This is a genomic window from Shinella sp., from assembly GCF_035998705.1.
Classification (GTDB): domain Bacteria; phylum Pseudomonadota; class Alphaproteobacteria; order Rhizobiales; family Rhizobiaceae; genus Shinella.
The window spans coordinates 268,249-294,598 of sequence record NZ_DASYHH010000022.1 but is presented as its reverse complement, the minus strand read 5'-3'; the positions used below and the strand labels follow the sequence as shown (position 1 = coordinate 294,598).

General features: G+C 64.8%; 30 protein-coding genes. 19 read left to right on the top strand and 11 right to left on the bottom strand.

Features of this window, described 5'->3' with window-relative positions; translation table 11 throughout:
- Positions 1–9: 9 nt before the first annotated feature.
- The 7 genes from VGN93_RS18120 (at position 10) to VGN93_RS18090 (ending at position 8,164) form a co-directional block, all read left to right on the top strand.
- Entirely contained in the window at positions 10–1,323 is a 1,314-nt protein-coding gene (locus tag VGN93_RS18120) for a sugar ABC transporter substrate-binding protein (RefSeq protein ID WP_327508547.1), read from the top strand.
- Positions 1,324–1,511: 188 nt separating this feature from the next.
- Positions 1,512–2,384: a sugar ABC transporter permease gene (locus VGN93_RS18115; RefSeq protein WP_327508546.1), complete on the top strand. Its 873-nt coding sequence runs from the start codon at positions 1,512–1,514 to the stop codon at positions 2,382–2,384.
- An 11-nt stretch (positions 2,385–2,395) separates the two neighbouring features.
- Positions 2,396–3,220 (top strand): carbohydrate ABC transporter permease, encoded by an 825-nt coding sequence (locus VGN93_RS18110; RefSeq protein WP_327508545.1) that lies wholly within the window; start codon positions 2,396–2,398, stop codon positions 3,218–3,220.
- A gap of 25 nt (positions 3,221–3,245) precedes the next feature.
- Positions 3,246–4,247 carry an ABC transporter ATP-binding protein gene (locus tag VGN93_RS18105; RefSeq protein WP_319323979.1) on the top strand — a complete coding sequence of 334 codons (1,002 nt, stop codon included), beginning with the start codon at positions 3,246–3,248 and terminating at the stop codon, positions 4,245–4,247.
- Between the two features lie 84 nt (positions 4,248–4,331).
- On the top strand, positions 4,332–5,816 hold the full coding sequence (locus VGN93_RS18100) for a mannitol dehydrogenase family protein (protein ID WP_327508544.1): 1,485 nt from the start codon (positions 4,332–4,334) through the stop codon (positions 5,814–5,816).
- Positions 5,817–5,894: 78 nt separating this feature from the next.
- Complete coding sequence (locus tag VGN93_RS18095) at positions 5,895–6,587, top strand: HAD family hydrolase (RefSeq protein WP_319323981.1); 693 nt, start codon at positions 5,895–5,897, stop codon at positions 6,585–6,587.
- Complete coding sequence (locus VGN93_RS18090) at positions 6,587–8,164, top strand: FGGY-family carbohydrate kinase (RefSeq protein ID WP_327508543.1); 1,578 nt, start codon at positions 6,587–6,589, stop codon at positions 8,162–8,164. Before VGN93_RS18095 ends, VGN93_RS18090 begins: the two co-directional genes overlap by 1 nt.
- Before the next feature lie 286 nt (positions 8,165–8,450).
- Here the strand turns inward: VGN93_RS18090 and VGN93_RS18085 are convergent, their stop codons facing one another.
- Positions 8,451–9,245 (bottom strand): response regulator, encoded by a 795-nt coding sequence (locus VGN93_RS18085; protein ID WP_327508542.1) that lies wholly within the window; start codon positions 9,243–9,245, stop codon positions 8,451–8,453.
- A 165-nt stretch (positions 9,246–9,410) separates the two neighbouring features.
- Here VGN93_RS18085 and VGN93_RS18080 point away from each other — a divergent pair, with 165 nt between their 5' ends.
- The 3 genes from VGN93_RS18080 (at position 9,411) to VGN93_RS18070 (ending at position 11,781) form a co-directional block, all read left to right on the top strand.
- Positions 9,411–9,590 carry a NepR family anti-sigma factor gene (locus tag VGN93_RS18080; protein WP_319323984.1) on the top strand — a complete coding sequence of 60 codons (180 nt, stop codon included), beginning with the start codon at positions 9,411–9,413 and terminating at the stop codon, positions 9,588–9,590.
- A 7-nt stretch (positions 9,591–9,597) separates the two neighbouring features.
- Positions 9,598–10,152 carry an RNA polymerase sigma factor gene (locus VGN93_RS18075; RefSeq protein ID WP_319323985.1) on the top strand — a complete coding sequence of 185 codons (555 nt, stop codon included), beginning with the start codon at positions 9,598–9,600 and terminating at the stop codon, positions 10,150–10,152.
- 123 nt (positions 10,153–10,275) lie between these two features.
- The gene (locus VGN93_RS18070; protein ID WP_327508541.1) at positions 10,276–11,781 is read left to right on the top strand and encodes a sensor histidine kinase; all 1,506 of its coding nucleotides are present in this window, start codon (positions 10,276–10,278) and stop codon (positions 11,779–11,781) included.
- A gap of 59 nt (positions 11,782–11,840) precedes the next feature.
- Here VGN93_RS18070 and VGN93_RS18065 read toward each other — a convergent pair whose 3' ends face one another.
- The 6 genes from VGN93_RS18065 to VGN93_RS18040 form a co-directional block, all read right to left on the bottom strand.
- Positions 11,841–12,269, bottom strand: a complete 429-nt coding sequence (locus tag VGN93_RS18065) for a hypothetical protein (RefSeq protein WP_319323987.1) — start codon at positions 12,267–12,269, stop codon at positions 11,841–11,843.
- A 66-nt stretch (positions 12,270–12,335) separates the two neighbouring features.
- Positions 12,336–12,734 carry a glycine zipper domain-containing protein gene (locus VGN93_RS18060; protein WP_319323988.1) on the bottom strand — a complete coding sequence of 133 codons (399 nt, stop codon included), beginning with the start codon at positions 12,732–12,734 and terminating at the stop codon, positions 12,336–12,338.
- A 128-nt stretch (positions 12,735–12,862) separates the two neighbouring features.
- Positions 12,863–13,651 carry a heme ABC transporter ATP-binding protein gene (locus tag VGN93_RS18055; RefSeq protein ID WP_327508540.1) on the bottom strand — a complete coding sequence of 263 codons (789 nt, stop codon included), beginning with the start codon at positions 13,649–13,651 and terminating at the stop codon, positions 12,863–12,865.
- Positions 13,652–13,656: 5 nt separating this feature from the next.
- Complete coding sequence (locus VGN93_RS18050; protein ID WP_327508539.1) at positions 13,657–14,763, bottom strand: iron ABC transporter permease; 1,107 nt, start codon at positions 14,761–14,763, stop codon at positions 13,657–13,659.
- Positions 14,750–15,691 carry a heme/hemin ABC transporter substrate-binding protein gene (locus tag VGN93_RS18045; protein WP_327508538.1) on the bottom strand — a complete coding sequence of 314 codons (942 nt, stop codon included), beginning with the start codon at positions 15,689–15,691 and terminating at the stop codon, positions 14,750–14,752. Before VGN93_RS18045 ends, VGN93_RS18050 begins: the two co-directional genes overlap by 14 nt.
- A gap of 27 nt (positions 15,692–15,718) precedes the next feature.
- Positions 15,719–16,765: a hemin-degrading factor gene (locus VGN93_RS18040; RefSeq protein ID WP_327508537.1), complete on the bottom strand. Its 1,047-nt coding sequence runs from the start codon at positions 16,763–16,765 to the stop codon at positions 15,719–15,721.
- Positions 16,766–17,000: 235 nt separating this feature from the next.
- On the opposite strand from VGN93_RS18040, the gene VGN93_RS18035 reads away from it, so the two are divergent.
- The 4 genes from VGN93_RS18035 to VGN93_RS18020 all read left to right on the top strand — a co-directional run bounded on the left by VGN93_RS18035 (position 17,001) and on the right by VGN93_RS18020 (position 19,459).
- Positions 17,001–17,432 (top strand): hypothetical protein, encoded by a 432-nt coding sequence (locus tag VGN93_RS18035; RefSeq protein ID WP_319323993.1) that lies wholly within the window; start codon positions 17,001–17,003, stop codon positions 17,430–17,432.
- A gap of 75 nt (positions 17,433–17,507) precedes the next feature.
- Entirely contained in the window at positions 17,508–18,404 is an 897-nt protein-coding gene (locus VGN93_RS18030) for a TonB family protein (RefSeq protein ID WP_327508536.1), read from the top strand.
- A 402-nt stretch (positions 18,405–18,806) separates the two neighbouring features.
- Positions 18,807–19,205, top strand: coding sequence for a DUF2325 domain-containing protein (locus tag VGN93_RS18025; protein WP_414714123.1), 399 nt, complete (start codon positions 18,807–18,809; stop codon positions 19,203–19,205).
- Positions 19,202–19,459 (top strand): hypothetical protein, encoded by a 258-nt coding sequence (locus VGN93_RS18020; protein ID WP_327508535.1) that lies wholly within the window; start codon positions 19,202–19,204, stop codon positions 19,457–19,459. The genes VGN93_RS18025 and VGN93_RS18020 overlap by 4 nt, the downstream gene beginning before the upstream one ends.
- Before the next feature lie 70 nt (positions 19,460–19,529).
- Here the strand turns inward: VGN93_RS18020 and VGN93_RS18015 are convergent, their stop codons facing one another.
- Together VGN93_RS18015 and VGN93_RS18010 are read right to left on the bottom strand one after the other, a co-directional pair.
- Positions 19,530–19,895 (bottom strand): DUF423 domain-containing protein, encoded by a 366-nt coding sequence (locus tag VGN93_RS18015; protein ID WP_327508534.1) that lies wholly within the window; start codon positions 19,893–19,895, stop codon positions 19,530–19,532.
- Between the two features lie 8 nt (positions 19,896–19,903).
- Positions 19,904–20,320, bottom strand: a complete 417-nt coding sequence (locus VGN93_RS18010; RefSeq protein ID WP_327508533.1) for a group II truncated hemoglobin — start codon at positions 20,318–20,320, stop codon at positions 19,904–19,906.
- A 126-nt stretch (positions 20,321–20,446) separates the two neighbouring features.
- Here VGN93_RS18010 and VGN93_RS18005 point away from each other — a divergent pair, with 126 nt between their 5' ends.
- The 4 genes from VGN93_RS18005 (at position 20,447) to VGN93_RS17990 (ending at position 23,353) form a co-directional block, all read left to right on the top strand.
- Positions 20,447–21,007, top strand: a complete 561-nt coding sequence (locus tag VGN93_RS18005) for a TetR/AcrR family transcriptional regulator (protein ID WP_327508532.1) — start codon at positions 20,447–20,449, stop codon at positions 21,005–21,007.
- Positions 21,008–21,063: 56 nt separating this feature from the next.
- A complete protein-coding gene (locus tag VGN93_RS18000) occupies positions 21,064–21,405 on the top strand; it encodes a DMT family transporter (RefSeq protein ID WP_319323998.1) in 342 nt (113 codons plus the stop codon).
- Positions 21,406–21,515: 110 nt separating this feature from the next.
- Entirely contained in the window at positions 21,516–22,301 is a 786-nt protein-coding gene (locus VGN93_RS17995; RefSeq protein ID WP_327508531.1) for a ThuA domain-containing protein, read from the top strand.
- 8 nt (positions 22,302–22,309) lie between these two features.
- Positions 22,310–23,353, top strand: coding sequence for a Gfo/Idh/MocA family oxidoreductase (locus VGN93_RS17990; protein ID WP_319324000.1), 1,044 nt, complete (start codon positions 22,310–22,312; stop codon positions 23,351–23,353).
- Positions 23,354–23,356: 3 nt separating this feature from the next.
- Here the strand turns inward: VGN93_RS17990 and VGN93_RS17985 are convergent, their stop codons facing one another.
- Entirely contained in the window at positions 23,357–24,373 is a 1,017-nt protein-coding gene (locus VGN93_RS17985; RefSeq protein ID WP_327508530.1) for a LacI family DNA-binding transcriptional regulator, read from the bottom strand.
- 307 nt (positions 24,374–24,680) lie between these two features.
- Here VGN93_RS17985 and VGN93_RS17980 point away from each other — a divergent pair, with 307 nt between their 5' ends.
- Positions 24,681–25,793 (top strand): hypothetical protein, encoded by a 1,113-nt coding sequence (locus VGN93_RS17980; RefSeq protein ID WP_327508529.1) that lies wholly within the window; start codon positions 24,681–24,683, stop codon positions 25,791–25,793.
- Positions 25,794–25,803: 10 nt separating this feature from the next.
- On the opposite strand, the gene arsC is transcribed toward VGN93_RS17980, so the two are convergent.
- Complete coding sequence (arsC, locus tag VGN93_RS17975; protein ID WP_327508528.1) at positions 25,804–26,226, bottom strand: arsenate reductase (glutaredoxin); 423 nt, start codon at positions 26,224–26,226, stop codon at positions 25,804–25,806.
- Between the last annotated feature and the right edge of the window lie 124 nt (positions 26,227–26,350).

The window sequence follows — 26,350 nt, the reverse complement described above, 5'->3', positions numbered from 1 at the left end:
AGGAAGATGATGAATTTGAGAACCCTTCTGCTGGGCGTTAGCTCGGCTGCTCTGCTGTGCGGTATCGCCAACGCCGAAACGCTGACCATCGCCACCGTCAACAACGGCGACATGGTGCGCATGCAGGGGTTGACGGAAGTCTTCACGACAAAGAACCCGGACATTCAGCTCGAGTGGGTCACGCTCGAGGAAAACGTGCTGCGTGAGCGCGTTACGACCGATGTCGCGACCAAGGGCGGTCAGTACGACATCATGACGATCGGCACCTACGAGGTTCCGATCTGGGCCAAGCAGGGCTGGCTGGTGCCGCTCGACAATCTCGGGGCCGACTACGACGTCGATGACCTGCTGCCGGCCATTCGCGCCGGTCTGACCGGCGACGACGGCAAGCTCTATGCAGCACCTTTCTACGGCGAAAGCTCGATGGTCATGTACCGCAAGGACCTGATCGAAAAGGCCGGGCTCACCATGCCCGACGCGCCGACCTGGGAGTTCATCGGTGAAGCGGCCCGCAAGATGACCGACCGCGCGGCCGGCATCAACGGCATCTGCCTTCGCGGCAAGGCCGGCTGGGGCGAGAACATGGCGTTCCTGACCGCCACGTCCAACGCCTTCGGCGCGCGCTGGTTCGACGAGAAGTGGGTGCCGCAGTTCGACCAGCCGGAATGGAAGAACACGCTCGACATGTACGTCAAGCTGATGAACGACGCCGGCCCGCAGGGCGCGTCCTCCAACGGCTTCAACGAGAACCTGGCGCTCTTCCAGCAGGGCAAGTGCGGCATGTGGATCGACGCCACGGTGGCCGCATCCTTCGTGACGAACCCGAAGGAATCGACGGTCGCCGACAAGGTCGGTTTCGCTCTGGCTCCCGACACGGGCCTCGGCAAGCGCGGCAACTGGCTCTGGGCCTGGAACCTCGCCATCCCGGCAGGCTCGCAGAAGACCGAAGCGGCAGAAAAGTTCATCGCCTGGGCAACCAGCAAGGACTATGCCGCTCTTGTCGCCGAGAAGGAAGGCTGGGCAAACGTGCCTCCGGGCACGCGCAAGTCGCTCTATGAAAACGCCGAGTACCAGAAGGCGGCTCCGTTCGCCAAGATGACGCTCGACTCGATCGATGCCGCCGATCCGAAGAACCCGGCCGTCAAGCCGGTGCCCTATGTCGGCGTGCAGTTCGTGGCCATCCCTGAATTCCAGGGTCTCGGCACGACGGTCGGCCAGCTCTTCTCGGCAGCCCTTGCCGGCCAGATGACGGTCGACGACGCGCTCGCCCAGGCACAGCAGGTCACGACCCGCGAAATGACCCGCGCCGGCTACATCAAGTAAACCTCCTCCCCAAGGACAGGCTGCCCGGATGCGTTCCGGGCAGCCGAAAACGGGGTCTTTGCATCCGGCGCGGCCATTCCGCGCCGGAACTGTAAAAAACGTGTGACAACGGCACTCGGGCTCTATCCAATATGGATGCGATGCCTGTCCGGCGCGGGGAGCGGCCGGCGAAATGGGAGGTCACGACAATGGCGACGGAGAACACGCGCGGTTTGGCGCGGATGATGTTGGCGCCCTCGGTGGGGTTGCTGTTGATCTGGATGATCGTGCCATTGGCGATGACGCTGTGGTTTTCGTTCCAAAACTACAATCTCCTGAACCCGGCGAATGTCAGCTGGGCGGGGCTGTTCAACTATCAGTATTTCTATACCGATCCGGCCTTCTTCCAGTCGATCTGGAACACGCTGCTGATCGTCGGTGGGGTGCTGTTGATCACGGTGATCGGCGGTATCGGGATTGCGCTGCTGCTCGACCAGCCGATGTGGGGGCAGGGGATCGTGCGCATCATGATCATCTCGCCGTTCTTCGTCATGCCGCCGGTGGCGGCCCTCGTCTGGAAGAACATGATCATGCATCCGGGCTACGGGGTGCTCGCCGACATCAACCGGTTTTTCGGTTTCCAGCCCGTCGACTGGTTTGCGCAATACCCGCTGTTCTCGATCATCATCATCGTCGCCTGGCAATGGCTGCCCTTCGCCACCCTCATCCTGCTGACCGCGCTGCAATCGCTTGACGGCGAGCAGAAGGAAGCGGCCGAGATGGATGGCGCCGGCTTCGTTTCCCGTTTCATCTACCTGACGGTGCCGCATCTCGCGCGCTCGATCACGGTCGTCATCCTCATCCAGACGATCTTCCTGCTCGGCGTCTATGCGGAAATCCTCGTCACGACGAATGGCGGACCGGGTTATGCGTCCACCAACCTGCCGTTCCTGATCTACCGCACGGCCCTTCTCGGCTACGACGTCGGCGGAGCCTCCGCCGGTGGCATCATCGCCGTCATCCTCGCCAATATCGTCGCCTTCTTCCTGATGCGCGCCGTCGGCAAGAACCTGGACAAGTAGGGAGATAGATCATGGCTAGAGCCGTTTCGACCAGAAGAACCGTCGTCTTCACCATCGCCGCCTGGATCGTCGCGTTGATCATCTTCTTCCCGATCCTCTATACGATCATCACGAGCTTCAAATCCGAGACCGAGGCCATCCAGGGCTTCAACATCATCCCGTCGGGCACGGTCGAGAGCTACCAGGCCGTGCAGGCGCAGAGCAACTACTTCAAGTTCTTCCTGAACTCCGTGATCCTGGCGCTCGGCTCGACGCTGCTGGCGCTGTTGATCGCCGTACCGGCGGCCTGGTCGATGGCGTTTTCGCCGACCGCCAAGACCAAGGACATCCTGATGTGGATGCTCTCGACCAAGATGATGCCGGCCGTCGCCGTGCTGGTGCCGATCTACCTGCTGTTCCGCGACTTCGGCCTGCTCGACAGCCGCATCGGCCTCACCGTCATGCTGACCATGATCAACCTGCCGATCGTCATCTGGATGCTCTACACCTACTTCCGCGAAATTCCGGGTGAAATCCTGGAGGCAGCCCGCATGGATGGCGCATCGCTCTGGGGCGAGATCGTCTACGTGCTGACGCCGATGGCGGTGCCGGGCATTGCGTCCACCATGCTGCTCAACATCATCCTTGCCTGGAACGAGGCCTTCTGGACGATCCGCCTGACGACGACGAACGCCGCGCCGCTGACCGCCTTCATTGCCTCGTTCTCGAGCCCGCAGGGCCTGTTCTGGGCGAAACTCTCGGCAGCCTCGACACTCGCCATCGCCCCCATCCTGATCATGGGATGGTTTTCGCAAAAGCAGCTTGTCCGCGGCCTGACCTTCGGCGCCGTGAAGTAAAGACCAGGATCGGGGAGGAGCCATCATGGGCAAGATCATTCTGAAGAAAGTCAACAAGTCGTTCGGCGCGACGCAGGTCATTCCGGGCATCGACCTCACCATCGAGGACGGCGAGTTCGTGGTCTTCGTCGGCCCGTCGGGCTGCGGCAAGTCCACGCTGCTGCGCCTCATCGCCGGCCTGGAAGACACCACCAGCGGCGTCATCGAGATCGACGGCCGCGACGTCACCGGGGAGGCGCCGGCAAAACGCGGGCTTGCCATGGTGTTCCAGTCCTACGCGCTCTATCCGCATATGAGCGTGCGCAACAACATCGCCTTCCCGCTGAAGATGGCGAAGATGAGCCCCGAGGCGATCGACAAGAAGGTGACGGAGGCCGCCCGCGTGCTGAACCTCACCAACTATCTCGAACGCCGTCCGGGCCAGCTTTCCGGCGGTCAGCGCCAGCGCGTGGCCATCGGCCGGGCGATCGTGCGTGAACCGTCGGCTTTTCTTTTCGACGAACCGCTGTCGAACCTCGACGCGGCCCTGCGCGGCACGATGCGGCTCGAGATCAGCGAGCTGCACCACCAGCTGAAGACCACGATGATCTACGTCACCCACGACCAGGTGGAAGCCATGACCATGGCCGACAAGATCGTTGTGCTGAATGCCGGCAATATCGAGCAGGTCGGTTCGCCGCTCGATCTCTACAACAAGCCGGACAACCTCTTCGTCGCCGGCTTCATCGGCTCGCCGCGCATGAACTTTGTAAAGGGCGAGGCCGCCACGCCGTGGAATGCGCCGACCGTCGGCATCCGCCCGGAGCACGTCAAGCTCTCCAAGGAGAGCGGCAGCTGGAAGGGCGTCGTCGGTGTCGCCGAACATCTCGGCTCCGACACCTTCCTGCACGTGCATGTCGAGAATATCGGCACGATGACGATCCGCGCCGGCGGCGATTTCCCCGTCACCCATGGCGACACCGTCTATCTGACGCCGGAAGAGGGCCGCATCCATCGTTTCGACGACAAGGGCCTGGCGATCCGCTGAGGCATACCAGAACGCGCCGGGGCCGCACGCGCATCGCGAGGCCCCGGCACGAAGCAGAGACCGGACAACCGGAAGGAATGGACCATGACCACGAAACTGTCGCTCGCCACCCTGACGGATGTCGCAAAGACCGCGGGCGTGCCGGCCTACGGGCGCGAAGACCTCACGGCGGGCATCGTGCACTTCGGCGTCGGCAACTTCCACCGGGCGCACCAGGCGGTCTATCTCGACGACCTGTTCAATCTCGGCCTCGACCATGACTGGGCGATCATCGGCGCCGGCGTCCTGCCGTCCGACGCGGCGATGCGGGCAAAGCTCGAAGGCCAGGATTTCCTGACCACCGTCGTCGAGCAGGACAACAACCGCTCCGGCGCCCGCGTCACCGGCGCGATGACCGGCTATCTCGCCCCCGGCAATGCGGCGGCGACCATCGCGCAACTCACCGATCCGGCGATCCGCATCGTGTCGCTCACCATCACCGAAGGCGGCTATTTCATCAACCCGGCCTCCGGCCATTTCGACCCGGGCCATCCGGCCATCGCCGCCGATGCTGCCAATCCGGCCGATCCAAAGACCGTCTTCGGCCTCATCCTGGCCGGCCTCAAGGCGCGCCGGGACAAGGGCATCGCGCCCTATACCGTCATGTCCTGCGACAACATTCCCGGCAATGGCGAGGTGACGCATGCCGCCATCTCCGGCCTTGCACGGCTTTCCGACCCTGATCTCGCCGACTGGATCGACGCCAACGTCGCCTTCCCGAACGGCATGGTCGACCGCATCACGCCGGCGACGGGCGCACGCGAGATCGGCATCGTCGCCGACGCCTACGCCATCGACGACCAATGGCCGGTGTTCTGTGAAGAGTTCAAACAATGGGTGCTGGAGGATCACTTCCCGCAGGGCCGCCCGGCGCTGGAAAAGGTCGGCGTGCAGTTCGTGCCCGACGTCGCGCCCTACGAGCACATGAAGATCCGCATCCTCAACGGCGGCCATGCGGCGATCGCCTATCCTGCCGCCCTGCTCGACATCCATTTCGTGCACGAGGCGATGGAGGATGCGGATATCCGTGCCTTCCTCGCCAAGCTGGAGCGCGAGGAAATCATCCCCGTCATCCCGCCGGTGCCGGACACCGACCTCAACGATTATTTCGCGTTGATCGAACGCCGCTTCACCAACCCCAAGATCGCCGACACGATCCCGCGCCTTGCCCAGGACGGCTCCAACCGCCAGCCGAAGTTCATCCTGCCGTCGACCGCCGACCGCCTTGGCCGCGGCGAGGACGTTACCGGCCTCGCGCTGGTCTCCGCGCTCTGGTGCCACTATCTCGCCGGCACCACCGATGGCGGCAAGGCAATTTCCTTCAACGATCCCAACGTCGACCGCATCCACGCCGCTGCGACGGCGGCGAAGCAAAACCCGGAAGCCTTCCTCGACCTGAAGGATATTTTCGGCATGGTCGCGGATTCCGATCTCTTCCGCAAACGCTTCGCGACAGCGCTGAAATCCCTCCAGCAGAGCGGCACGCGCGAAACGCTGAAACGCTATCTGCAAAACGCGCTCGCAACCTGAGGGAACCCGACAAAATCCGGGGCTTCCCATCGGCAGGGGCAGGCGTTACCACGGGGGCCTGAAACGGATACGAAAACCATGGCCGCCACCAAGACAGAACTCGTCATCTTCGACTGCGACGGCGTGCTCGTCGATAGCGAGCCGATATCGCTCGCGGTGCTGGTCGAGGCCTTGGCGGCGGCCGGCGTCGCGATGAGCGAGGAGGAGGCGCACGACCGCTTTCTCGGCCGCAGCCTGAAGAGCATGTCGGAAATCCTGCATGATGAGTACGGGCTGGCGATCGACGCAGCCTTTCTCGAAGCCATGCGCAAGGTGCTCTACGAGCGGTTTCGCGCCGAACTCCAGCCGATCGAGGGCATTGCCGAGACGGTGGACGGGCTCGGCATCGCCCATTGCGTCGCCTCGTCGAGCCAGCCGGAGCGCATCCGCCTGTCGCTTTCCGTTACCGGCCTGATCGACCGTTTCGAGCCGAACATCTTTAGCGCCAGCATGGTGGCGCGCGGCAAGCCGGCGCCCGACCTTTTTCTCCATGCCAGCGCCGCGATGGGGGTCGCGCCCAGCCATTGCGTCGTCGTGGAGGACAGCCCGGCGGGAATTTCGGCGGCGAAATCCGCCGGCATGCGGGTCGTCGCTTTCACCGGCGGCTCCCATGCGCGCACGCCGCGCCATCGCGACACGCTCCTCAGCCTAAACCCCGACGCCCTGTTTGACGACATGCGGGAATTGTTACAGTTTGTCCGCAGGCAAGAGGTCGACGGGAAAGAGCATTGATGCGCGATCTGATCGTTGCGGTGGACATCGGCACCGGCAGTGCCCGCGCCGGCGTGTTCGACCGAAGCGGCACGCTCCTGGGACGGTCCGAACACCCGATCGCCATGCGCCGGCCGAGCCCCGACCATGCCGAGCACGATTCGGAAAACATCTGGCAGGCGGTCTGCATTTCGCTCAAGGCAGCGCTTGCTGTCGCTGGTGTCGCGGCGGGCCGCGTTGCAGCCCTCGGCATCGATGCGACCTGCTCGCTGGTGGTGCGCGACAGGCAAGGCCAGCCGCTTGCCGTCTCGGGAGGCGAGGAGGCGCGCTGGGACACGATCGTCTGGCTCGACCACCGCGCGCTGAAGGAAGCCGATATCTGCACCGCTACCAAACATCCGGTGCTCGCCCATTCCGGCAGCGTCATGTCACCGGAAATGGAGATGCCGAAGCTGATGTGGCTGAAGCGCCACCGGCCGGAGCAATGGGCGAAAACCGGCTTCTTCTTCGATCTCGCCGATTTCATCACCTGGCGGGCGACCGGCTCGAATGCGCGTTCGCGCTGCACGATGACGGGCAAGTGGAACTATCTCTCCCATGAGGAGAAGCCGTGGAGCGAAAGTTTTCTGCAGGCGATCGGGCTTGAGGATCTGCGCGAGCGCGGATCCCTGCCCGAAGAGACGCTGGCGGTCGGCGAGGCGGTCGGGCGGCTGACGGCGGCGGCGGCACAGGACCTCGGCCTCGATACGGAGTGCGTCGTCGCGACCGGGCTGATCGACGCCTATGCCGGCACGTTCGGCGTGCTCGGCCCCTTCGCCGGCGAGCCGGAGAAGCTGGAGCGCCAGCTGGCGCTGATCGGCGGCACGTCGAGCTGCATCGTCGCCTTCTCGCAGGAGAAGAAATTCGGCTTCGGCATGTGGGGGCCTTATTATGAGGCGGTGCTGCCGGGCTGGTGGCTGGTCGAGGGCGGGCAGTCGGCGACGGGTGCGCTGCTCGATCATATCGTGCGCCTGCACAGCGCCGGCGGCGAACCGTCGGCGGCGAACCACGCGCGCATCGTCGCCCGCATCCGCGAGATGCAGCAGGACGAGGGCGAGGCCTTCGCCGACCGGCTGCATGTGCTGCCGGATTTCCACGGCAACCGCTCGCCGCTCGCCGATCCGCATGCGCTGGGCGTCATCAGCGGGCTGGCGCTCGATGCCTCCTTCGACGGTCTCTGCCGGCTCTACTGGCGCACCTGCGTGGCTATCGCGCTCGGCATCCGGCATATCCTCGACAAGCTCGGTGACTGTGGCTACGTGCTCGATACGCTGCATGTCACCGGCGGTCATGTGCGCAATCCGCTGCTGATGGAGCTTTACCGCGACGTCACCGGCTGTCGCGTCGTCGTGCCGGATACCAACGACGCCGTGCTGCTCGGAACGGCCATGGTTGCGGCGGTGGCGGGCGGGCTCTATGCCGATCTTCCGGCGGCGGGAGCCGGGATGTATCCGGGTGGCAGCGAATATCGGGCGGATGTCAAGGGCCGATACGACCGGGATTACCGGCGGTTCCTCGCCCTCTACAGGCATCGTGCGGAGCTCGAAATGATCGACTGAAAAATGTCGAAAAAAAATTTGCAACCCGCGGAACCAAATCCTTTGTCGTGTGTTTTCGTGTCATCACCGGTCTGCGCATATCCCCCAAAATGCGAGGCCCTCGACCGGTGATCGACCACGATACCGTGTCCCCCTCCGGTGCGTGGATACTCAAGCAGCCAGTGCCCCCCAGGCGCTGGCTGTTTTCTTTTGTGCGGGTACTGACGTTCAAAAAAACGAAGGCGGCGGTGGGCGTGCCTCCCACCGCCGCCGGCCGCGCCGCCGCTGCGGCCATCCGGGAGCGAGATCAAGCCGCGGCGCGCGCTTGCGGGGTAAAGAGAAGGGCCTGGTTGATCAGGACCTTCACCTGCTCCGGATTGAACGGTTTCGAGACGAGGAAGGCCGGCTCCGGCCGTTCGCCGGTCAGGAGCCGTTCGGGATAGGCGGTGATGAAGATGACGGGGATGTCCGTGCGCGCCAGGATGGCGTTGACCGCGTCGATACCGGAACTGCCATCGGCAAGCCGTACGTCGGCGAGCACGAGGCCGGGCCGGCTGTCGCTCCATAGCGTCTCGGCCTCCGCCTGCGTGCGGGCGATGCCGGTGACGCGGTGGCCCATGCCGTTGACCATGTGCGCAAGGTCGAGCGCGATCAGCGGCTCGTCCTCGATGATCATGATGCCGGTCTGCGCCTGGGCGGCGATTTCCGCAAAAGCGGTGTCGAGCATGGCGCGAATGGCGGCCACCTCCGCCTCGAGGATCTCCGCGGTTCCTTCCACCGAAAAGCCCTCGACGGTTGCGAGCAGCAGCGCCTGACGGCCGAGCGGGGGAACGCCCGAGAGGTCGAAGGGCGCTTCCCGGCCGGGTGCGATGGCGCCGGCGCGGCGGCTCATCGAAACGGGCAGGGAAGAGATGATGCGGCTCAGGAGCGCGAAGAGCTTCGCCTTGTCGTCCCCGCCTTCCGGCATCATGAAAGGATCGATGAGGATCGTTTCGAGCGTCGCCGCCACATAGGCGTCGCCGGAGGATTGGGTGCCCGTCAGCGCGCGTGCGTAGCGGCGTAGCGCCGGCAGGTGCGGTCCGATGCGGTCGGAAATCGGCATGATTGGTCCCCTGTTCTTAAATTAATGCAATTGCAGTTGACGGTTCGAACGCGGGAACCAAATTTAGGTTCCAGAGTGGGGAACTTTTTTTGCTGCGGGGCATTTCCACGCCGAATTCGTCACTAGGGCGCGGATGACAAATGAAAGTGGCCAAGAGTGAATAGCGTGGAACATAAAACGAATACCGCCAAGCCTCGCAAAAGGCCGGATGACCCGAATGCACAAATCGCGACGAAACTTCGTGCATTCTACCATTCGGTACAGGACGAGACCCTTCCCCAACGGTTCCTGGATCTTCTCGAAAAGCTGGATGCTGTCGAAAACAGCGCCCAGCGGGCCGAGTGAGGACGAGATGGAGCAGCGACAGACCACTTTCAAGCGCGATCTCCTCGCGGTTCTTCCGAGCCTGCGTGCCTTTGCCATTTCGCTGACCGGCCGCCACGACCAGGCGGACGACCTCGTGCAGGACACGATCATGAAGGCGTGGGCGAAGCAGGAACAGTTCGAGATGGGCACGAACATGAAGGCCTGGCTCTTCACGATCCTGCGCAACGAACTCTACAGCAAGCTGCGCAAGCGCGGCCGCGAGGTGCAGGACAGCGACGGTATCTTTACCGAGAACATGGCGCAGCACCCGTCGCAATACGGCTCGCTCGACATGCAGGATTTCAAGAAGGCGCTCGAAAAGCTGCCGGACGAGCAGCGCGAGGCGATCATCCTCGTCGGCGCTTCCGGTTTTTCCTATGAGGAAGCGGCCGAAATCTGCGGCTGCGCGCTCGGCACGATCAAGAGCCGCGTGAACCGCGCCCGCCAGCGCCTGCAGGAACTTTTGCAGGTCAGCGGCGAGGGCGATTACGGGCCGGATGCCATTTCGGCACCGATCACGTCGCGCGCCTTCGCATCGTAATTCTATCAAGCGCCGCCTGTCATGATGACGGGCGGCGGAAAGAATGAGGGGATTGGGACGAATCTGCGTTTGCCGGCATGCGTGGCGGGTGAAAACGAACGCGGAATCGCTTACCGAAAATGTATGAAGGATAACGATCAGCCACTGCGGTCCGATGTTGCAACGGTTCTGGGCGCGCCAGACCGTCTGGCGGCGCTTGAGGCCGTGATGCCGGTCTTCCTCGGCGCCGATCCCGATTTCGACGATATTGCCGGGCTTGCCGCGGGGCTGTTCTCCGCGCCCATTGCCGTCGTCACCATTCTCGGCCGCACGGACCAGTGGTTCCTGGCGCGCGAGGGTACGCGCGAGATTCGCGCGCCCTCGGAGGATTCCTTCTGTGTGCGGTTGATCGCCGAAAATGTCGACAGGCCGCTGGTCGTCGCCGATGCGTTGAAGGACCCGCGCTTCGCCGGCCTGCCCAGCGTTACCGGCGCGCCGAATCTGCGTTTTTATGCCGGTGCGCCGATCGTCATCAACGGCCAGCCGATCGGCACCGTCTGCGTCTTCGACGTGAAGCCGCATCAGCACGTTGCCCCCGACCTCCTGCCACGCTTGAAGCAGTTGGCGTCGCTCGCCACCTCGCTGCTCGCGCTGAAGGACGAGGCGCGGCGGCGCGCGCTTGCGACCGAGGTTCTCTCACGCGACGAAAAGCGCCACGCGCTGGCGCTCGATGCGGCCAATGTCGCAAGCTGGCTGTGGGACATCTCGACGGGCATCGTTTCGGGCAACGAGACCTTCTACCGCATGCTCGGCGTCAAGTCGGCCGGACCGATGAGCGCGCGCAAATTCTTCACTGCGGTGCACCCGGCGGACCGCAAGGGCACCATCGGCCGCCTGCGCGATGCGCTTGCCTCCGGCAAGGAATATGACGGCCTGTTCCGGGCCGCGAGATCGGGGCGCTGGCTGCTCGGGCGCGGTCGCGTGCATGAATGGGATGCGGACGGCAAGCCGACCGTGTTCCTCGGCATCAATGTCGATGTCACCGACGGTCAGCTTGCCTCGGAGCGCACGCGCCTCCTGCTACGCGAGCTCAACCACCGGGTCAAGAACACGCTCGCCATGCTGCAATCGCTGGCACGCCAGACGCTGCGGCAGACGAGCGATCCGGTCGAGTTCATGGATGCCTTCGCCGGCCGGCTGCAATCGCTTTCCGAGGCGCACGGCCTGCTCAGCGATCACGAATGGGGCGTCATTCACCTGAAAATGCTGCTGCAGAAGCAGATCATGCCCTATGCGATGGACTATGAAAGCCAGGTCGAGGTCCACAAGGACGAGGTGGAACTCGGGCCGGACCAGGCGGTCGGGCTCGGCCTCGTGCTGCATGAACTCGCGACGAATGCCCGCAAATATGGCGGGCTTTCCGTTCGCACCGGCAAAGTGGTGATCACCGCACGCGTGATGAACGAGGACGGCCAGCGCGTGCTTCACATGACCTGGCATGAGGTCGGCGGACCGCCGGTCAAGCCGGACGGACGCCGCGGCTTCGGCTCGGTGCTGATCGAGCGCAGCCTCGACAAGATCCTCGGCAGCAGCGTGCATGTCGAGTACCTGCCGAAGGGCGTCACGGCCGTCATCCGCATGCCGCTGTAGAGCCTGTCAGGGAAAACAGGTTTCCACTTCTCCCTGACAAACTCCAAAAATCAGGAAAATCAGTCGTCGCGGCGGGATTTTGGCGCGAGCAGGAAGCCGAGCGCGAGCGCCACGGCGGTCGCGGCGAAGGGCTTGCGCACGGCGACGGTGGCAGCGGCCGCCATCAGGTCGCGGCGTGCCGCCAGTTGAGCGCGGCGGATGCGGCGCAGTTCACGCTCGCGCTTGTTGCGCATGGCGACGACCGCGAGCACGATCAACGCAAGCAGCAGGAAGCCGCCGGCAAGGCCGAAGAGAGCGGGCACGGTGCCATAGTGCTGCGCAAGCAGGACGGCGGTCGCGACGACGCCGAGCACATAGGCGGTGATCAGCAGAAGGCCGATGATCAGGCCGGCGATCGCATTGCGCTTGGCAATGTCCATCGTCTCGTCCACCCGGTCCGTGACGCGGGTGACGAGGTTCTGCATGAGAATGGCCCCCAGTGACAGCATGCTATTGCGCTCCAGCAATCGGGAAGGGACGCCGGATGGCGTCCCTGGAAAGGTCAGAGGATGGGATCAGCGACGCAGCAGCGCGGCGAGGAAGAAGCCGGCGGCGGCCGCGATGCCGAGGGTGGCGAGCGGATGCTCCTTCACGGCCTTGCGGGCGCGACGGCCGGAATCCTGGTAGCGCGACTGGAACTCGGCGAGAATGTCCTCGCCGGCCGCGATCATGTCGCGGATGTCGCCCTGCGCGCGATCCTTCAGGTCATAGGCGGCGTCGCTTGCCTGCGCCTTTACCGCGCGGGCCTTCTTGCGGATGCCGCTTGCGCCGCTAGAGGCGTCGCTGGCGAGGAGCTTCGCAAGGGAAGCGATCTCTTCGCGCAGTTCCGCGATCTGCTCCTCGACGGCCTGGGCCTCGTCGTGAATGCCGCTGCGCAGGCTCTTGCTGCGCGATGAAAACAGTCCATTGGCCATGCCGTTTCTCCTTTTGCGGTCGCCCGCGATAAACGCGGGGCAAACAGCGCTCCACCCCCTTGGCGGAACGGTCTTTCCAGGGCGAGAAACGTGAAGCGGGGCAAAAGGTTCCGTAAGGCGCTGGAAAATCAGGCCGAAGCAGTGTGCGGCAACACGAAGGGCACGCCGGTGGCGGGCACGCCGTTGATGCGCATGCGGCAGCCGAAGACGGCCTCCATCGCATCGTCGGTCATCACGTCGGCCGGCGGGCCGCTGCGCTCGATGCGGCCGGCGCGCATCATCACCATATGGTCGGCGAACATGGCCGTCAGGTTGAGGTCGTGCATGACCGCGATCACCCCGCCGCCGTTTTCGCAGTAACGCCGCGCGAGCTGCATGATCGTCAGCTGGTGGCGGATGTCGAGTGCGGAGACCGGCTCGTCGAGCATCAGGAAACAGGGTTCGCCATCGAGCACCGGCTCCCAGATCTGCGAGAGCACGCGGGCGAGTTGCACGCGCTGCTGCTCGCCGCCGGAAAGCTCCTGGTAGAAGCGGCCGGCGAAGCCACCAAGATCGACAGCGGCGAGCGCCTCCGAGGTGATGGCGTCGATGCGCTCGGCATGGCGGTTCGGGCCGACGGTGAGGCCGAGACGAACGATTTCGCGCACGGTAAAGGGGAAAGCGATGGTGGCGGCCTGCGGCAGCACGGCGCGCTTGACGGCGAGCTGCCAGGGTTCGAGCGCGTGAAGCGCATGGCCGTTGATGGTGATCTCGCCCTTGCTCGGCAGTTCGCCGGCGAGCGCCTTCATCGTCGTCGTCTTGCCGGAGCCGTTCGGGCCGACGATGGCGGTGAGCTGGCCGGCCTTGGCCTCCAGCGACACGCCGTGCACGATGGTCTTGCCGGACAGGCTGACCGTGAGGTTCTTTGCGGCGATCATGGTCTCTACCAGCCGTTTTGCGCACGGCCGCGCAGCAGTACCCAGAGGAAGAAGGGCGCGCCGGCCAGCGCCGTGATGATACCGATCGGCAATTCGGCGGGGGCGACGATGGTGCGCGCCAGCATGTCGGCGCCGAGCATCAGCACGCCGCCGAACAGGGCCGAGGCCGGCAGCAGGTAGCGGTGGTCCGGCCCGATGACGATGCGCAGCAGATGCGGCACGACGATCCCGACGAAGCCGATGCCGCCGCTGACGGCAACCGAGGCGCCGACCGCACCGGCAACGGCGACGACCGCGATATATTTCAGCCGCTGCACCTTCACGCCCATGTGGAAGGCGGCGGCTTCGCCGAGCGTGATGGCGTTGAGGCCGCGCGACAGGAAGGGCACGACCAGCAGGGCCACCAGCATGATGGGGCCTGCGGCGAACAGCTTTGCCCAGGTCATGCCGGAGAGCGACCCGAGGCTCCAGAAGGTGATGTCGCGCAGCTGCTTGTCGTCGGCCATGTAGATGAGGACGCCGGTGATGGCGGCGGCGAGCGCGGAGATCGCGATGCCGGCCAAAAGCATGGTGGCGACGGAGGTCTGTCCGCCGCGCGTCGCGATACGGTAGAGCAGCAGCGTCGTGAGCAGGCCGCCGGCGAAGGCGGCGAGCGGCAGGGCGAAGGCGCCGAGCGCAATCATCACCCCGGCCGGCAGGCTGGCGCCGAGCACGATCATCAGCACCGCGCCGAGTGCGGAGCCCGACGAGATGCCGACGAGGGCGGGGTCGGCGAGCGGATTGCGGAACAGGCCCTGCATGACCGCGCCGGACATGGCGAGTGCGGCGCCGATCAGGAAGCCGAGCAGCGCGCGGGGCATGCGGATGTCGAAGACGATGATGCGGTCGCGCAGGCTCAGCGCCGTGTCTTCCGCGCCGCTGAACAGCGCGCCGATGACGTTGATCGCCGAGGCATCCGAGGCGCCTGTCGTGATCGACAGGGCGAGTGCGACGAGCGAGACGAGGACGAGGGCGACGAGCGTCAGGCGGGCGACGGCCGTCCGGTCGCCGGCGTGCCGGGACTGGACGGAGCGCATCAGCACCGAACCGCGCGCCGCGTCATTGAGAGACATTGCCGTAGAGTTCTTTGTTGAGGTCGCGGATGGCCGAGGCGGTGCGCGGGCCGAAGCCGAGCAGGTGCAGGCTGTTCATGCGCAGGATGGCCTTGTTGGCGGCGGCCGGCGTGACCGAGATCGCCGGATGCGCGAGGATTTCCTCGTCGCTGCTGCCGGCGCCGGGGCGCGTCATGATCATGACGACATCGGGCTTCGCCTTGATGATCGCCTCGTCGGTGAGGGGCTTGTAGCCTTCGAAGGCGCCTTCGGTCGCGTTGATCGCGCCGGCAAGCCCGATGATGCCGTCGGCTGCCGTGTGGCCGCCCGCGGCCATGACCTTGCCGTTCAGGAAGGAGAGGATGAAGAGCACGCGCTTGCGCTCGTTTTCCGGCCGCTTGGCGGCGTCGGCAATCGCCGCGTCGAGATCGGCCGCGACCGTGGCTTCCAGGTCCTTGGCCTTGTCGGCCACGCCGAGGAATTTGCCGACGACGTCGATCTTCTTCAGGATCGCCGCGCGGTCATAGCCTTCCGGCACGGTCTCGAAGGGAATGCCGGCGCTCTTCAGCACGGCCAGCGCATCCGGCGGGCCGCTGCCCTCGACGGCGAGGATGGCGGTCGGATTGACGGCGATGACACCCTCCGGCGAGAGCTGGCGCATATAGCCGACATCCGGCAGTTTCAACGCTTCTTCCGGGAAGGTGCTGGTGGAATCGCGGGCGACGAGACGGCCGCCTTCGCCGAGCGCATAGACGATTTCCGTCACCGCGCCGCCGATCGCCACCAGTTTCGAGCTGTCGACCTGCTGCATTTCCTGCGCGACGGCCTTGCGGATGAAGCCGGTCGAGCCGGCATCCGTGAACGGCAGCAGCAGGGGCGCGGAGAGGGCAAACACGGTGAGGGCCACTTCCCATGGGCGGGCGCGGCGGAAATCGAAGCTCTTGCTCATGGTCGGTTCCTTAACGGATCGAAGTCTTCACGCGGCGACGCTGTCGGGGCGCGGCAGGCCGTCGAGGATCTCGCGCCAGTCGGTGCGTTCCACCATGCCTTCCTTGCGCTTGCCGAAGAACTGGATGATCATCTCGCCGGCCGCGTCATAGGCCTCCAGCGAGGTCACGTGACCGTCGACGGTCGGCTTGCGAACGACCCAGCACTCGGCGATGTGGTCCATGCGCAGGTGCATGTGGAAGGTCGGGTCCATGACGTTGAGCCACGGCCCCATCGGCTGGATGTTCTTCACCGGGCCGGTGTGGATCTGGATCGTGCCATTGTTGCCGACGAAGCACATGATGTCGGCATCCCGCTCGGCGGCAGCGCGCATCAGGTCGCCGACGGCATCGGCGCGCACCTCATGGGCGAAATCCTCGCCGACGCTGCGCACGGCATCCTGTCGACCGATCTTCAATTTCTTCAGCAGGCCGAAGAACTGGTGCGTATCGGTCATCGCCGCCCAGCTTTCCCGCAGGGCTGCGACGTCGACAGGGCCGGTCTCGGCGGTCTTCTGGGACACCACCTCGACGAAATCCTGCGACTGGTCTTCCAGGCGGAAGTCGGCGACGATGGCTTCATAGGCTTCGAGGTTGGAGGCGGGGCGCAGGTGCACCTTGTGCACGGCCACGCCGGCCTTGTCGAAATATTGCAGGCTGCGGCGCACCTGGTCGCCATCGGTCTTGGTGACGGCAAAACCATGGGCCCAGGTGCCGGGGAAGATGCGCAGGTCGATGTTTTCGCCGAGCACGATCGAGGCATGTTTGCCCGTGGTGATCTTCTCGAAGACGCCGATCTTCTCGTGCACCACGCTCTCGTTGCGCGTCAGCGCCATGACTTCGCCAAGCGCTTCCGAGCGTTCGAGGAAACGGTTGGCGTCGCCGTCGATGCGGACCGCCGTCAGCCCGACTTCGGCCGCAACGAGGGCGGCTTCCGAGATACCGAGCTGGGCTGCGATGTCGCGCTCGCGCATTTTCGGGTTCTCGGCGCGGAAGGCGCGGATTTCGGCGGGGGTCGGTCGGGTCGTGTTGTCCATTGCTCGGCCTTGATCGATGTCTGCCACGCCGGCCCCATCACGGTAAATTCAGTTGCCGGAACAGGGGTTTGACGGGGATTTTGCGTTTGCTATCTTGACTTCATTACTCATATTTATCTATGCACGCAATACCGGCGCCGCAATGGAATGTTAATTCTTGCCTTAGGCGACCGGCAGGAAGACCGCGGCCGGCGCTCTCGGCCGACCTTAAAACCGGTATGAAACAGGCGGGCCAATGACCGTACGCACCATTCTTCTTTCGGCGATGCTTTCTGCTGCCGCCATCACGCAGGCCGCAGCGCAGGATGCCGCAGCGCCCAAGGGGCTGGACGTCGAGCTCAACGCGCTTGCGAGCTCGCAGAAGGGTTGTCTCTTCACCTTCGTCGCCGCCAACGGCTTTGCGCAGAACGTCTCGAAGGTCTCCTTCGAATTCGTCATCTTCAACGACAAGGGCACGGTCGAGCGCCTGGCGCTGCTGGATTTCCGCGACCTGCCGGCCGGCAAGTCCAAGGTGCGCCAGTTCGACGTGCCGGGCATCACGTGCGAGACCGTGAAGAACCTGCTGATCAACGATGCGCCGGTCTGCGAAGGCGAGGGCCTCGAGAAGGGCCGCTGCATGGACGGCATCGTGACGCGCAGCAAGGCGACGGCCGGTCTCGAAGGATAGGCCTCGAAGGTTGAGTATAGCGTTCGCGGCCGCATGAGGCGCCGCGATGCATGAAACGGAATGACGGGTGATATCATGTCTGGAAGCAAGTGGCTCTGGGTTGGCGGAGGCGTCCTTTCCCTGCTGGCGCACGCCACGGCCGCCGCAATCCTCACCATGGCGCCGGCGCCTGAAGAAGAGCAGGCGCTGATCGCCGGCGGTGTCGTCGCGGAAGTGGCGATGCTCGGCAACGGCGCCTTCGAGGCGGTGGAATCCGGCAATCCCGAAGATACGATCACGCCCGAGACGATCCAGCCCGACATCACCGAGCCGGTGCCGCAGGAAGTGGCGGAAATCCAGCCGACCGAAATCGAGCCCGAAGTGATGGAGATGGTGCAGCCCGTCGATCCGATCGTTTCCGAGCCGGTCGAGGAACTGGTCGTGCCGTCCGCCGAGGTGGAGATCGCCGCCATCCCGGTTCCGGAAATCAAGCCGGAAATCGTGCCGGAAGAAGCGATCGAGCCCGTTCCCGAAGTGAAGAAGGAAGAGCCGGTCAAAAAGGTCGAGCGCAAGAAGCCGAAGCAGAAGCCGGTCAAGAAGGCCGGCGAGAAGGGCAAGGCCAAGCAGAACGCCACCAAGGGCGAGGTCGATGGCTCTGCGGATGTGAACACCGCGGCGGTCGGCGGCCAGAAGAAGGGCAATTCGTCCGCGGCCGGCAATGCCGCCGTCAGCAATTATCCCGGCAAGGTGCGCAACAAGATCAACCGTGCCAAGCGGCGCGTCTCCGGCGGCGATCGCGGCAGCGTGGTCGTGAGCTTCACCGTCGGCTCAAGCGGCCAGGCGAGTGGTGTGCGCGTCGCGCGCAGCTCCGGCAGCGCCGCGCTCGACAAGGCGGCGGTCGATTCGGTGCAGCGCGCAGCACCCTTTGCCAAGATTCCGGAGGCTGCCGGGCGTTCGTCCTGGGCCTTCAACGTGCCGATCGTCTTCAACTGAGACGCGCATTCCCGCCATGATCCCAATGGCGGGAATTTTTTTGCACGAAAATATGACTTTCGTAGTCATGTTTATACTTTACTCCAACACTCATGTTTTGTAGGTTGCCCCTGACTGAGGCTTCGCGCTGCGGAGTGCCAAAGGGGACCTTGCATGAATTACGTGACTGCAGGCCGCGCGGAAGCGGTCTTGAAATCGATGATCGCCGAGCGCGACCGGCGCATCTCGGACCTGGAACGCCAGGTTGCCACACTCAGGAAGCAGGTCGCGGCCGCGCCGGAAACCACGGTGGCGGACGTGCCGGCCGTTGCCCCGCGCGTCGAAGTGCGGGTGCCGCAGGCGCCGCGCAGCGTGGAAGTCACCAAGATCAAGCGCCGGACCGGCGAAGCGGAGAGGAAGGCGATGCGCGAGAAGCACAGGCAGCAGCAGCAGGCCCGCGGCCACCAGGACGACGCGGTGGCGAAGGCGGACAGCAAGGCGACGCTCGAAGGGCGCAGCTTCCTCTATGTGGGCGGTCGTGACTGCCAGGTGGCGCATCTGCGCCAGATCGCCAGTTCCTACGGCGCCAATCTCATCCATCACGATGGCGGCCTGCGTGAAGCGGTGTCGCGCATCGACAACGTGCTGCCCTCGGTCGACTGCGTCTTCTGCCCCATCGACTGTATCAGCCATGATGCCTGCATCCGCGTGAAGACGGGCTGCAAGAAGTGGGAAAAGGCTTTCGTGCCGCTACGCAACGGCAGCAAATCCTCCTTCGAGCGTGCCCTGCAGAGCATGAGCCAGGGAGAGACTGCGCAGTGAATGAGGAAAGACCCGAAGCCTTCATGATGATCGGCTTGCACAAGCTGGCCGCCCAGAACGGCGACGGCCTCGTGCCGGAACTTTACGCCCTGCTGACGCGTCGTGCGGAGGTGCTCGAATCCGGGAATGTCACGGAATTCCCGGTCCAGAACGCCCGCCCGCCGTCGCGCACGGCGAGCTTCGAGGGCGCATCCGCCCTTGAAGCACGCAATGACAATGTCGTAGCCTTCCCCGTGCGGCGGGATTCGCTCTGACATGGCAAGTCCAGGTGTACCAGAACGCGGCGGCACCGCGCTGCGTTTCGGGGGCATCCCGAAGAGCTGATCAGGCTTCCTTGCGCGGTAGAATAGCTCCGAGCGCCACCGCAAGCCAACCCGCCATCATGACCACGCCGCCGGTCGGCGCCGACATCGGGAAGAGCCCGTGGCCGGCCGTATGGCGGAAGACGAGGTCGCCGGCAAAGAGCGCGGTTCCGGCGGCAAGCAGCAGGGCGGCAAGCGGGGCGATCCGCATGGTCGGCCAGGCAGCATAAAGCGCAATCAAGGCCGGGGCGTGCGCGAGGCACATGGCGGAGGCGCCGGCCATCAGGCGCGGGTCGCTGCCGTGCGACGCGGCGGCCGCGGTGACGACGCCTGCAAGACCCATCAGGCCGGCGACGAGCAGTGTCGTCGAACGAAGCGAAAACGACATCGGGGTTCCTATTCCTGGTTCTGCATGTGGTGGGCGAGGCGGGTCACCGGCTCGAGGATGATGGCGCGCAAGCCTTCGCTCGGCACGGTCTCCTCCAGCGCGCGGGTGAAGCAGAGCAACCACTCGTCCCGTTCCGCCGGCCCGATCGAGGCTGCGAAATGCCGGCGGCGCAGCATGGGGTGGCCGCGCTTGTCCGTGTAGAGCGGCGGTCCGCCGAGCCAGCCGGTCAGGTATTCGTAGAACTTCTCTTCGCTGCCGGAGAGATCCGGCGGATGGATCGCGCGACAGCGCGCAGCTTCCGGCAGGGTATCCATCAGTTGGTAGAAGCGGTGCGTCAGCGCCCGCACGGCCACATCGCCACCGATCGCCTCGTAAAGGGTGATCGTTTCGCCCTGCCGTTCCCCGCTGCCGGTCGTGTCCGCCATCGCCGTTTTCCCGTTTCTCCGGTCTTAACGCCGGGCCATCCGCCAGGCAATGGCGGCGTTTTGCCTGCGACGAAGCGCGCATTTCAGCCGATTGACAAGAAACCGTCCAGACGGTATGTTTAGAGCATGAGCAAGGCACATCATCGCAAGAAACACCCGGAAGCCGTCCGCCAGCAATTGCTGGAGGTCGCGGCACGGCTGTCGCTGGAGAAGGGGCCGGGAAGCGTGACGCTCGATGCGGTCTCGCAGGCGGCGGGCGTCAGCAAGGGTGGGTTGCTGCACCATTTCCCCAACAAGCTGTCGCTGCTCGACGGCCTGTTCAGCGACCTGACGGAAAAGCTCGACCGGGTGCTGGCGGAAAAGATGCAGTCCGACCCGGAGCCGAAGGGGCGTTTCACCCGGGCCTATGTCGCAGCGTTTTTCGTGCCGGAGGGCATGGACGACAGCGAGCAATGGAAGGTGCTGACCATCGCGCTGATTTCCGAGCCGCATCTGCGCGAACGCTGGCGACAATGGGTCGAGCGGCATCTCGCGGAAAACATCGGCACGGATTCCTCGCCGGATGCCGTGCTCGTTCGCTATGCCGTGGACGGCCTCTGGCTCGCCGATCTGCTTGGCGTGCCGATCCTGGAAGGCGAGACGCGCACCGCCATGCTGGGCCGGCTGCTCGCGCTTTCGCGCTCCTGATCCAACACGTCGCACCCGCAGGCACCCATTGGCGCGATGCGCGCCGGAGACACGTCATGAACCTGCCCCTCGTCTATGCCGCCCTCGTCGTCGCCATCGTCTTCGAAGTGCTCGGCACCTCGGCCATGCAGGCCGCGCAGCATTTTACCCGCGTCGTGCCGACGGTCGCGATGGTCGTGTGCTATGCCATCGCCTTCTTCTTTTTGTCCTGGAGCCTTCGCTACGTGCCGGTCGGCATCGCTTACGCGATCTGGAGCGGCCTCGGTATCGTGCTGATCTCCGCTGTCGGCTATTTCGCCTTCGGCCAGAAGCTCGATCCGGCGGCACTTTTCGGCCTCGGCCTCATCATTGCCGGCGTGCTTGTGCTGAACCTTTTCTCCAAATCGACATTCCACTGAAAGGCAGCCGGAATCGACAGGTCCCCCGCTTGCCAAGAAACGGGTCTGGTCTTAATCGATTCCGGCAAATTGAAAGCGATTTCAATTCCCGGCTTCAAGAGGAATGGCACATGGTTATACGCACCATCGTATGGGGTGAGAACATCCACGAGCAGACGAACGAGATCGTGCGCTCGATCTATCCGAACGGCATGCACAACACGATCGCGGACGCACTCAACAGCGATCCGGCGATCCGCGCCACCACTGCGACCTTGCAGGAGCCGGAGCACGGCCTGAGCGAGGCGCGGCTTGCCGAGACGGATGTGCTCGTCTGGTGGGGCCACAAGGACCATGGCGCCGTGGACGACGCGGTGGTCGAGCGCGTCGCCAGGCGCGTCTGGGAAGGCATGGGCCTGCTCGTGCTGCATTCGGGCCATTTCTCGAAAATCTTCAAGCGCCTGATGGGCACGCCCTGCGCGCTGAAATGGCGCGAAGCCGGCGAGCGCGAGCGCCTGTGGGTCATCAATCCGCGCCACCCGATCGCCGAAGGCCTTGGAGAAAACTTCGTGCTGGAAAACGAGGAAATGTATGGTGAGCAGTTCTCCGTGCCGGAGCCGCTGGAAACGGTGTTCATCTCCTGGTTTGCGGGCGGCGAGGTGTTCCGCTCGGGCATGACCTGGCGCCGCGGTGCCGGCAACATTTTCTACTTCCGCCCCGGCCACGAGACCTATCCGACCTATCACGACGCCACCGTGCAGAAGGTGCTCGGCAACGGCGTGAAATGGGCCTTCAACCCGCAGGGCACCTATGCGGCGATCCACGATGCGCCGAACGTGCCGGTGGAAAACGCGCTGGAGCCGATCGTCGAGCGCGGCCCGAAGCTGCATGAAGCCGGCGAAGCCGGTTACCGCTGAGGCCCATTATGCGTCTTCTCATCCTTGGAACCGGCGGGATGGCGAACAGCCATGCCCAGCATTTTTCCGCAATCGAGGGCGTCGAGCTGGTCGGCGCGGTCGATGTCGATCCGTTGCGTGCCAAAGCCTTTGCCGACACGCATGGCATTCCCAACGTCTTCACCTCGCTGGAGGACGCGATCGCCTGGAACGGTTTCGACGCGGCCACCAATGTGACGCCCGACCGCGCGCATCACCCGACGACGCTGGCGCTGCTGGCGGCGGGAAAACACGTCATGTGCGAAAAGCCGCTCGCGGAAAACTATGCCAAGGCGGACGAGATGGCGCGCGCTGCGGACGCCTCCGGCCTCGTTACCATGGTGAACCTCACCTATCGCAACGTGGCACCCTTGCAGAAGGCGCGCGAGATGGTGCTGGCCGGCGAGATCGGCCATGTGCGCCATGTCGAGGCGTCCTACCTGCAAAGCTGGCTCGTCTCGAAGGCCTGGGGCAACTGGGCGACGGAAAGCCAATGGCTCTGGCGGCTGTCCACCCGGCATGGCTCGAACGGCGTGCTCGGCGATGTCGGCATCCACATCCTCGATTTTGCGAGTTATGGTGCCGCAAGCGACGTGGAGCATGTCTTCGCGCGGCTGAAGGCCTTCGACAAGGCGCCGGACAACCGCATCGGCGAATACCACCTCGACGCCAACGACAGTTTCACGATGACCGTCGATTTCGCCAATGGCGCGCTCGGCGTCATCCATTCCAGCCGCTGGGCAACCGGGCATCTGAACGAGCTGCGCCTGCGCATGCACGGTGACAGGGGCGCGCTCGAAGTTCTCCATTCGACCGAGGGCTCGCGCCTGCGCGGCTGCCTTGGCGAGGATGTCGAAAAAGCGGTCTGGCGGGAGCTCGATGCCGGCACGGTGCCGACCAACTACCAGCGCTTCGCCGCCGCGGTGACCGCGGGCGAAAGGATCGAGCCCGGCTTCCGCCACGCCGCCGAGCTCCAGAAGGTGCTCGACCTCGCCATCGAGACCGAAAAGGACCGCTGCGAACGAAAGGTCTAAGGTTCAGCCCGGGGCAGGGCCCGTCGATCCGCGAATAAGGAAATCGACCGGCCAGACGTCCTGCAACCGTTCCGGCGCCTCGCCCTGCAACAGCCTCAACGCCATATCGCCGATCCGCTCGCCCGCAGCGCGGATCGGCGATTGCGTCGTGGTGACGGCCGGCACGAGATTGTCGGGGCTGAGATAGGGGAAGACATCGTCATGGGCGATGAGGGAGACGTCCTGCCCGACGGTCAACCCCGCAATGCGGATCGCCCGCATGGCGCCAAGCGCCGACATCATCGACCCGGCGATGACGGCTGTCGGGGCAGGGCGCTGCGCCAGAAAGGACTGCATGAGGCGAAAACCGGTCTCGTCCGTAAATTCGCCATGGCCGACCAGCGTCGGGTCGACGGGGATGCCGTGCGCCGCGAGTGCTGCGCGAAAACCGTCGTCCCGGTCGCGCGCGTAGGTGCTCACCGTATCGCCGTTGATGAGGGCGATGCGCCGGTGGCCGAGCCCGGCGAGGTGCCGCGTCGCGGTCTCGATCGCTCCGAAATTGTCGATGTCGAGAAAGGCGAAGGGTTTTTGAGCCTCGCTTCGCCCGTGCACGATGAAGGGGAGGTCCAGTGCTTGCAGAAGTGCGATGCGGGCATCGGTGCAGGCGGGCATGTGCAGGATCACCGCATCCACCCGCTTGCTGGCGGCAAACCGGCGATAGGCGGCTTCCTCCTTCGCCTCCGTCTCGACGGTCGAGACGAGAATGTCGATGCCGTCCTCCTGAAGGCGAGTAGAAAGCCCGCCCATGAATTCACTGGAATGCGGCCCAAAACGCCCGCCGCCCTGGAAGACGATGCCGATCGCGCCCGCCCGGCCGGTGGCGAGCCGCTGCGCGCTGATGTTCGGCCGGTAGCCGAGCCGCTCCGCCGCCTCCAGAACACGCGCCCGCGTCTCCGGCTTCACCTCCGGATAGCCGCTCATCGCCCGGCTTACCGTCGTCTGGGACAGGCCGATGCGGGCGGCAAATTCCTTGAGGTTCATCCTGCCTCCCTGGGGCCGGTCGAAAGTCCGGCCTTTATGACCGTTCGTGCGCGGGGCGGCAAGCGATGGCCGGAATGGTACATCCGGACATTTAGCGGAGGTTGTATAATCCGCCTTGATTTTTGATAACGGCAAGTTAGAGTCTAAATATTAACGATAAGGTTGTATTGCGCGGGCGCAAAGCGCCTGCGAAAAATCGACGTTCAAATGGTGGTGGGCCGAGGAGGCGAACCTGGCTCACCGCTCGATTCCTTCCGCGGCAGGGACGGCCCGGAAGGCGATTGGCGACCATTTTCGGGGGAATTTCATGCGAGCGGGCTCTGAGTTGCCGGCTGCAACGGGTCCGTCTGCGCGATCGGATCTACGGCCGGACAATCGTGGCACACCAGCAGGCCGGTGGCTGTGGCGGACGCGCAAGGCCAAGGCCCTTCCGGGCGCACCACTGCTTTATTCCAGGCGGGAAAGCGGCCGCCGTCCTGCCTATCTGCGCCTTCTGGAGCGCCTGTTCGGCGCCCGCCGGGCCGGGTTGCGCGACCTCTTGTTTTCCCGCGCGCCCGTGCTGTTCCTGATGGTTGAAGAGGCCTTCCTCCTCTATGTGGCGGTGGGCCTGCTGCGCGCACTCACCGGGCGGCGCACCGCCGGCCTGCTGCTGCGGCCGATGCCCGTCACCGTCTCGCCGCGCCGGCGCTACCGGTGGAAGCGACGGGTTCTCGGCTGGCTGAAGCGCTTTCACGCGATCGAGACGCTGACCATCCTGCCTTTCAGCGTGCTGCCGGCGTCTTCCGCCATCGCCAAGGGCTGGATTTACGATTTCCAGCTGTGGGATCTGACGGACGAAGAGCGCGAGGCGGTGGAACTGCTGCGCAGCGAGCGGCGGCCGGGCGACCGCCTGGTGCTGACGGCCATCGGCACACAGAGCCCGCACAAGGGTTTCGATCTCTTTGCCGACATCTACGCCCGGGTTGCGGGCCTGCGCACGCGCTTCCGGTTCATCGCCTGCGGAAAATTCGCCCCGGTGGTCGCCGATTATGCGGCGGCCTTCTGCGCGGCGGGCGGCGTCGCCGTCGATCGCGCCGTCTCCGATGCCGAACTGCTCGGCGCCTATGCGGCGAGCGATGCGGTCTGGTGCCTCTATCCCCCCGTCGGCGACCACGCCTCCGGCGTGCTCGGACGGGCCGCCCAGCTCGGTATTCCCGTCGTCGTGCGCCAGGGTTCGCTGGCGCATCGCCTCTGCATCGTCGAGAACCTCACGCATGTGCCCGCAACGGCGGACGGTGTGGCGGAACGGCTCGCCGGGCCACTGCCGCCGCGCGACGAAGCCCGCGGGCGTCTCGCCGCAAACCGCTTCGCCCGCCAGAGCGAGGCGACGCTTCGCGCCGCCCTGGGCCTTGCCGCAAAGCGGGGGCCGCCGGAGGGCTGACCGCCAAGGTTCAGATGAGGCGCTTGCCGTCCTCGCCAATCACCTTCTCGCCATCCTCCTTCGCAAAGGCCGCCTTGTGCGTGTCCGGCAGGATATCGAGCACCAGCTCGGACGGCCGGCAGAGGCGTGCCCCGAGCGGTGTCTTCACGAAGGGCCGGTTGATCAGGATCGGTTGGGCGACCATGTGGTCGAGCAGAGCCGCGTCGGAAAGCGAAGGATCATCGAGACCGAGCGCCGCATAGGGCGTGTCCTTCTCGCGAAGCGCCGCGCGCACGCTCAGCCCCGCCGCCGCGATCATCACCTCCAACTCGGCCTTCGAGGGCGGCGTGGCGAGATAGTCGATAATCATCGGCTCGATGCCGGCATTGCGGATGAGGGCGAGCGTGTTGCGCGAGGTGCCGCATTTCGCATTGTGATAGATGATCACGTCCATGTGTCCGGCCTTTCGAGAGCGGTATTTGAGCCAAGACGGCTTACGCGATGACGGTCGATCGTCAAGCCTCTTCGATCCCTTGACGCCATCCCCAGATGAAAATATAACGCGTTATATAACCTGG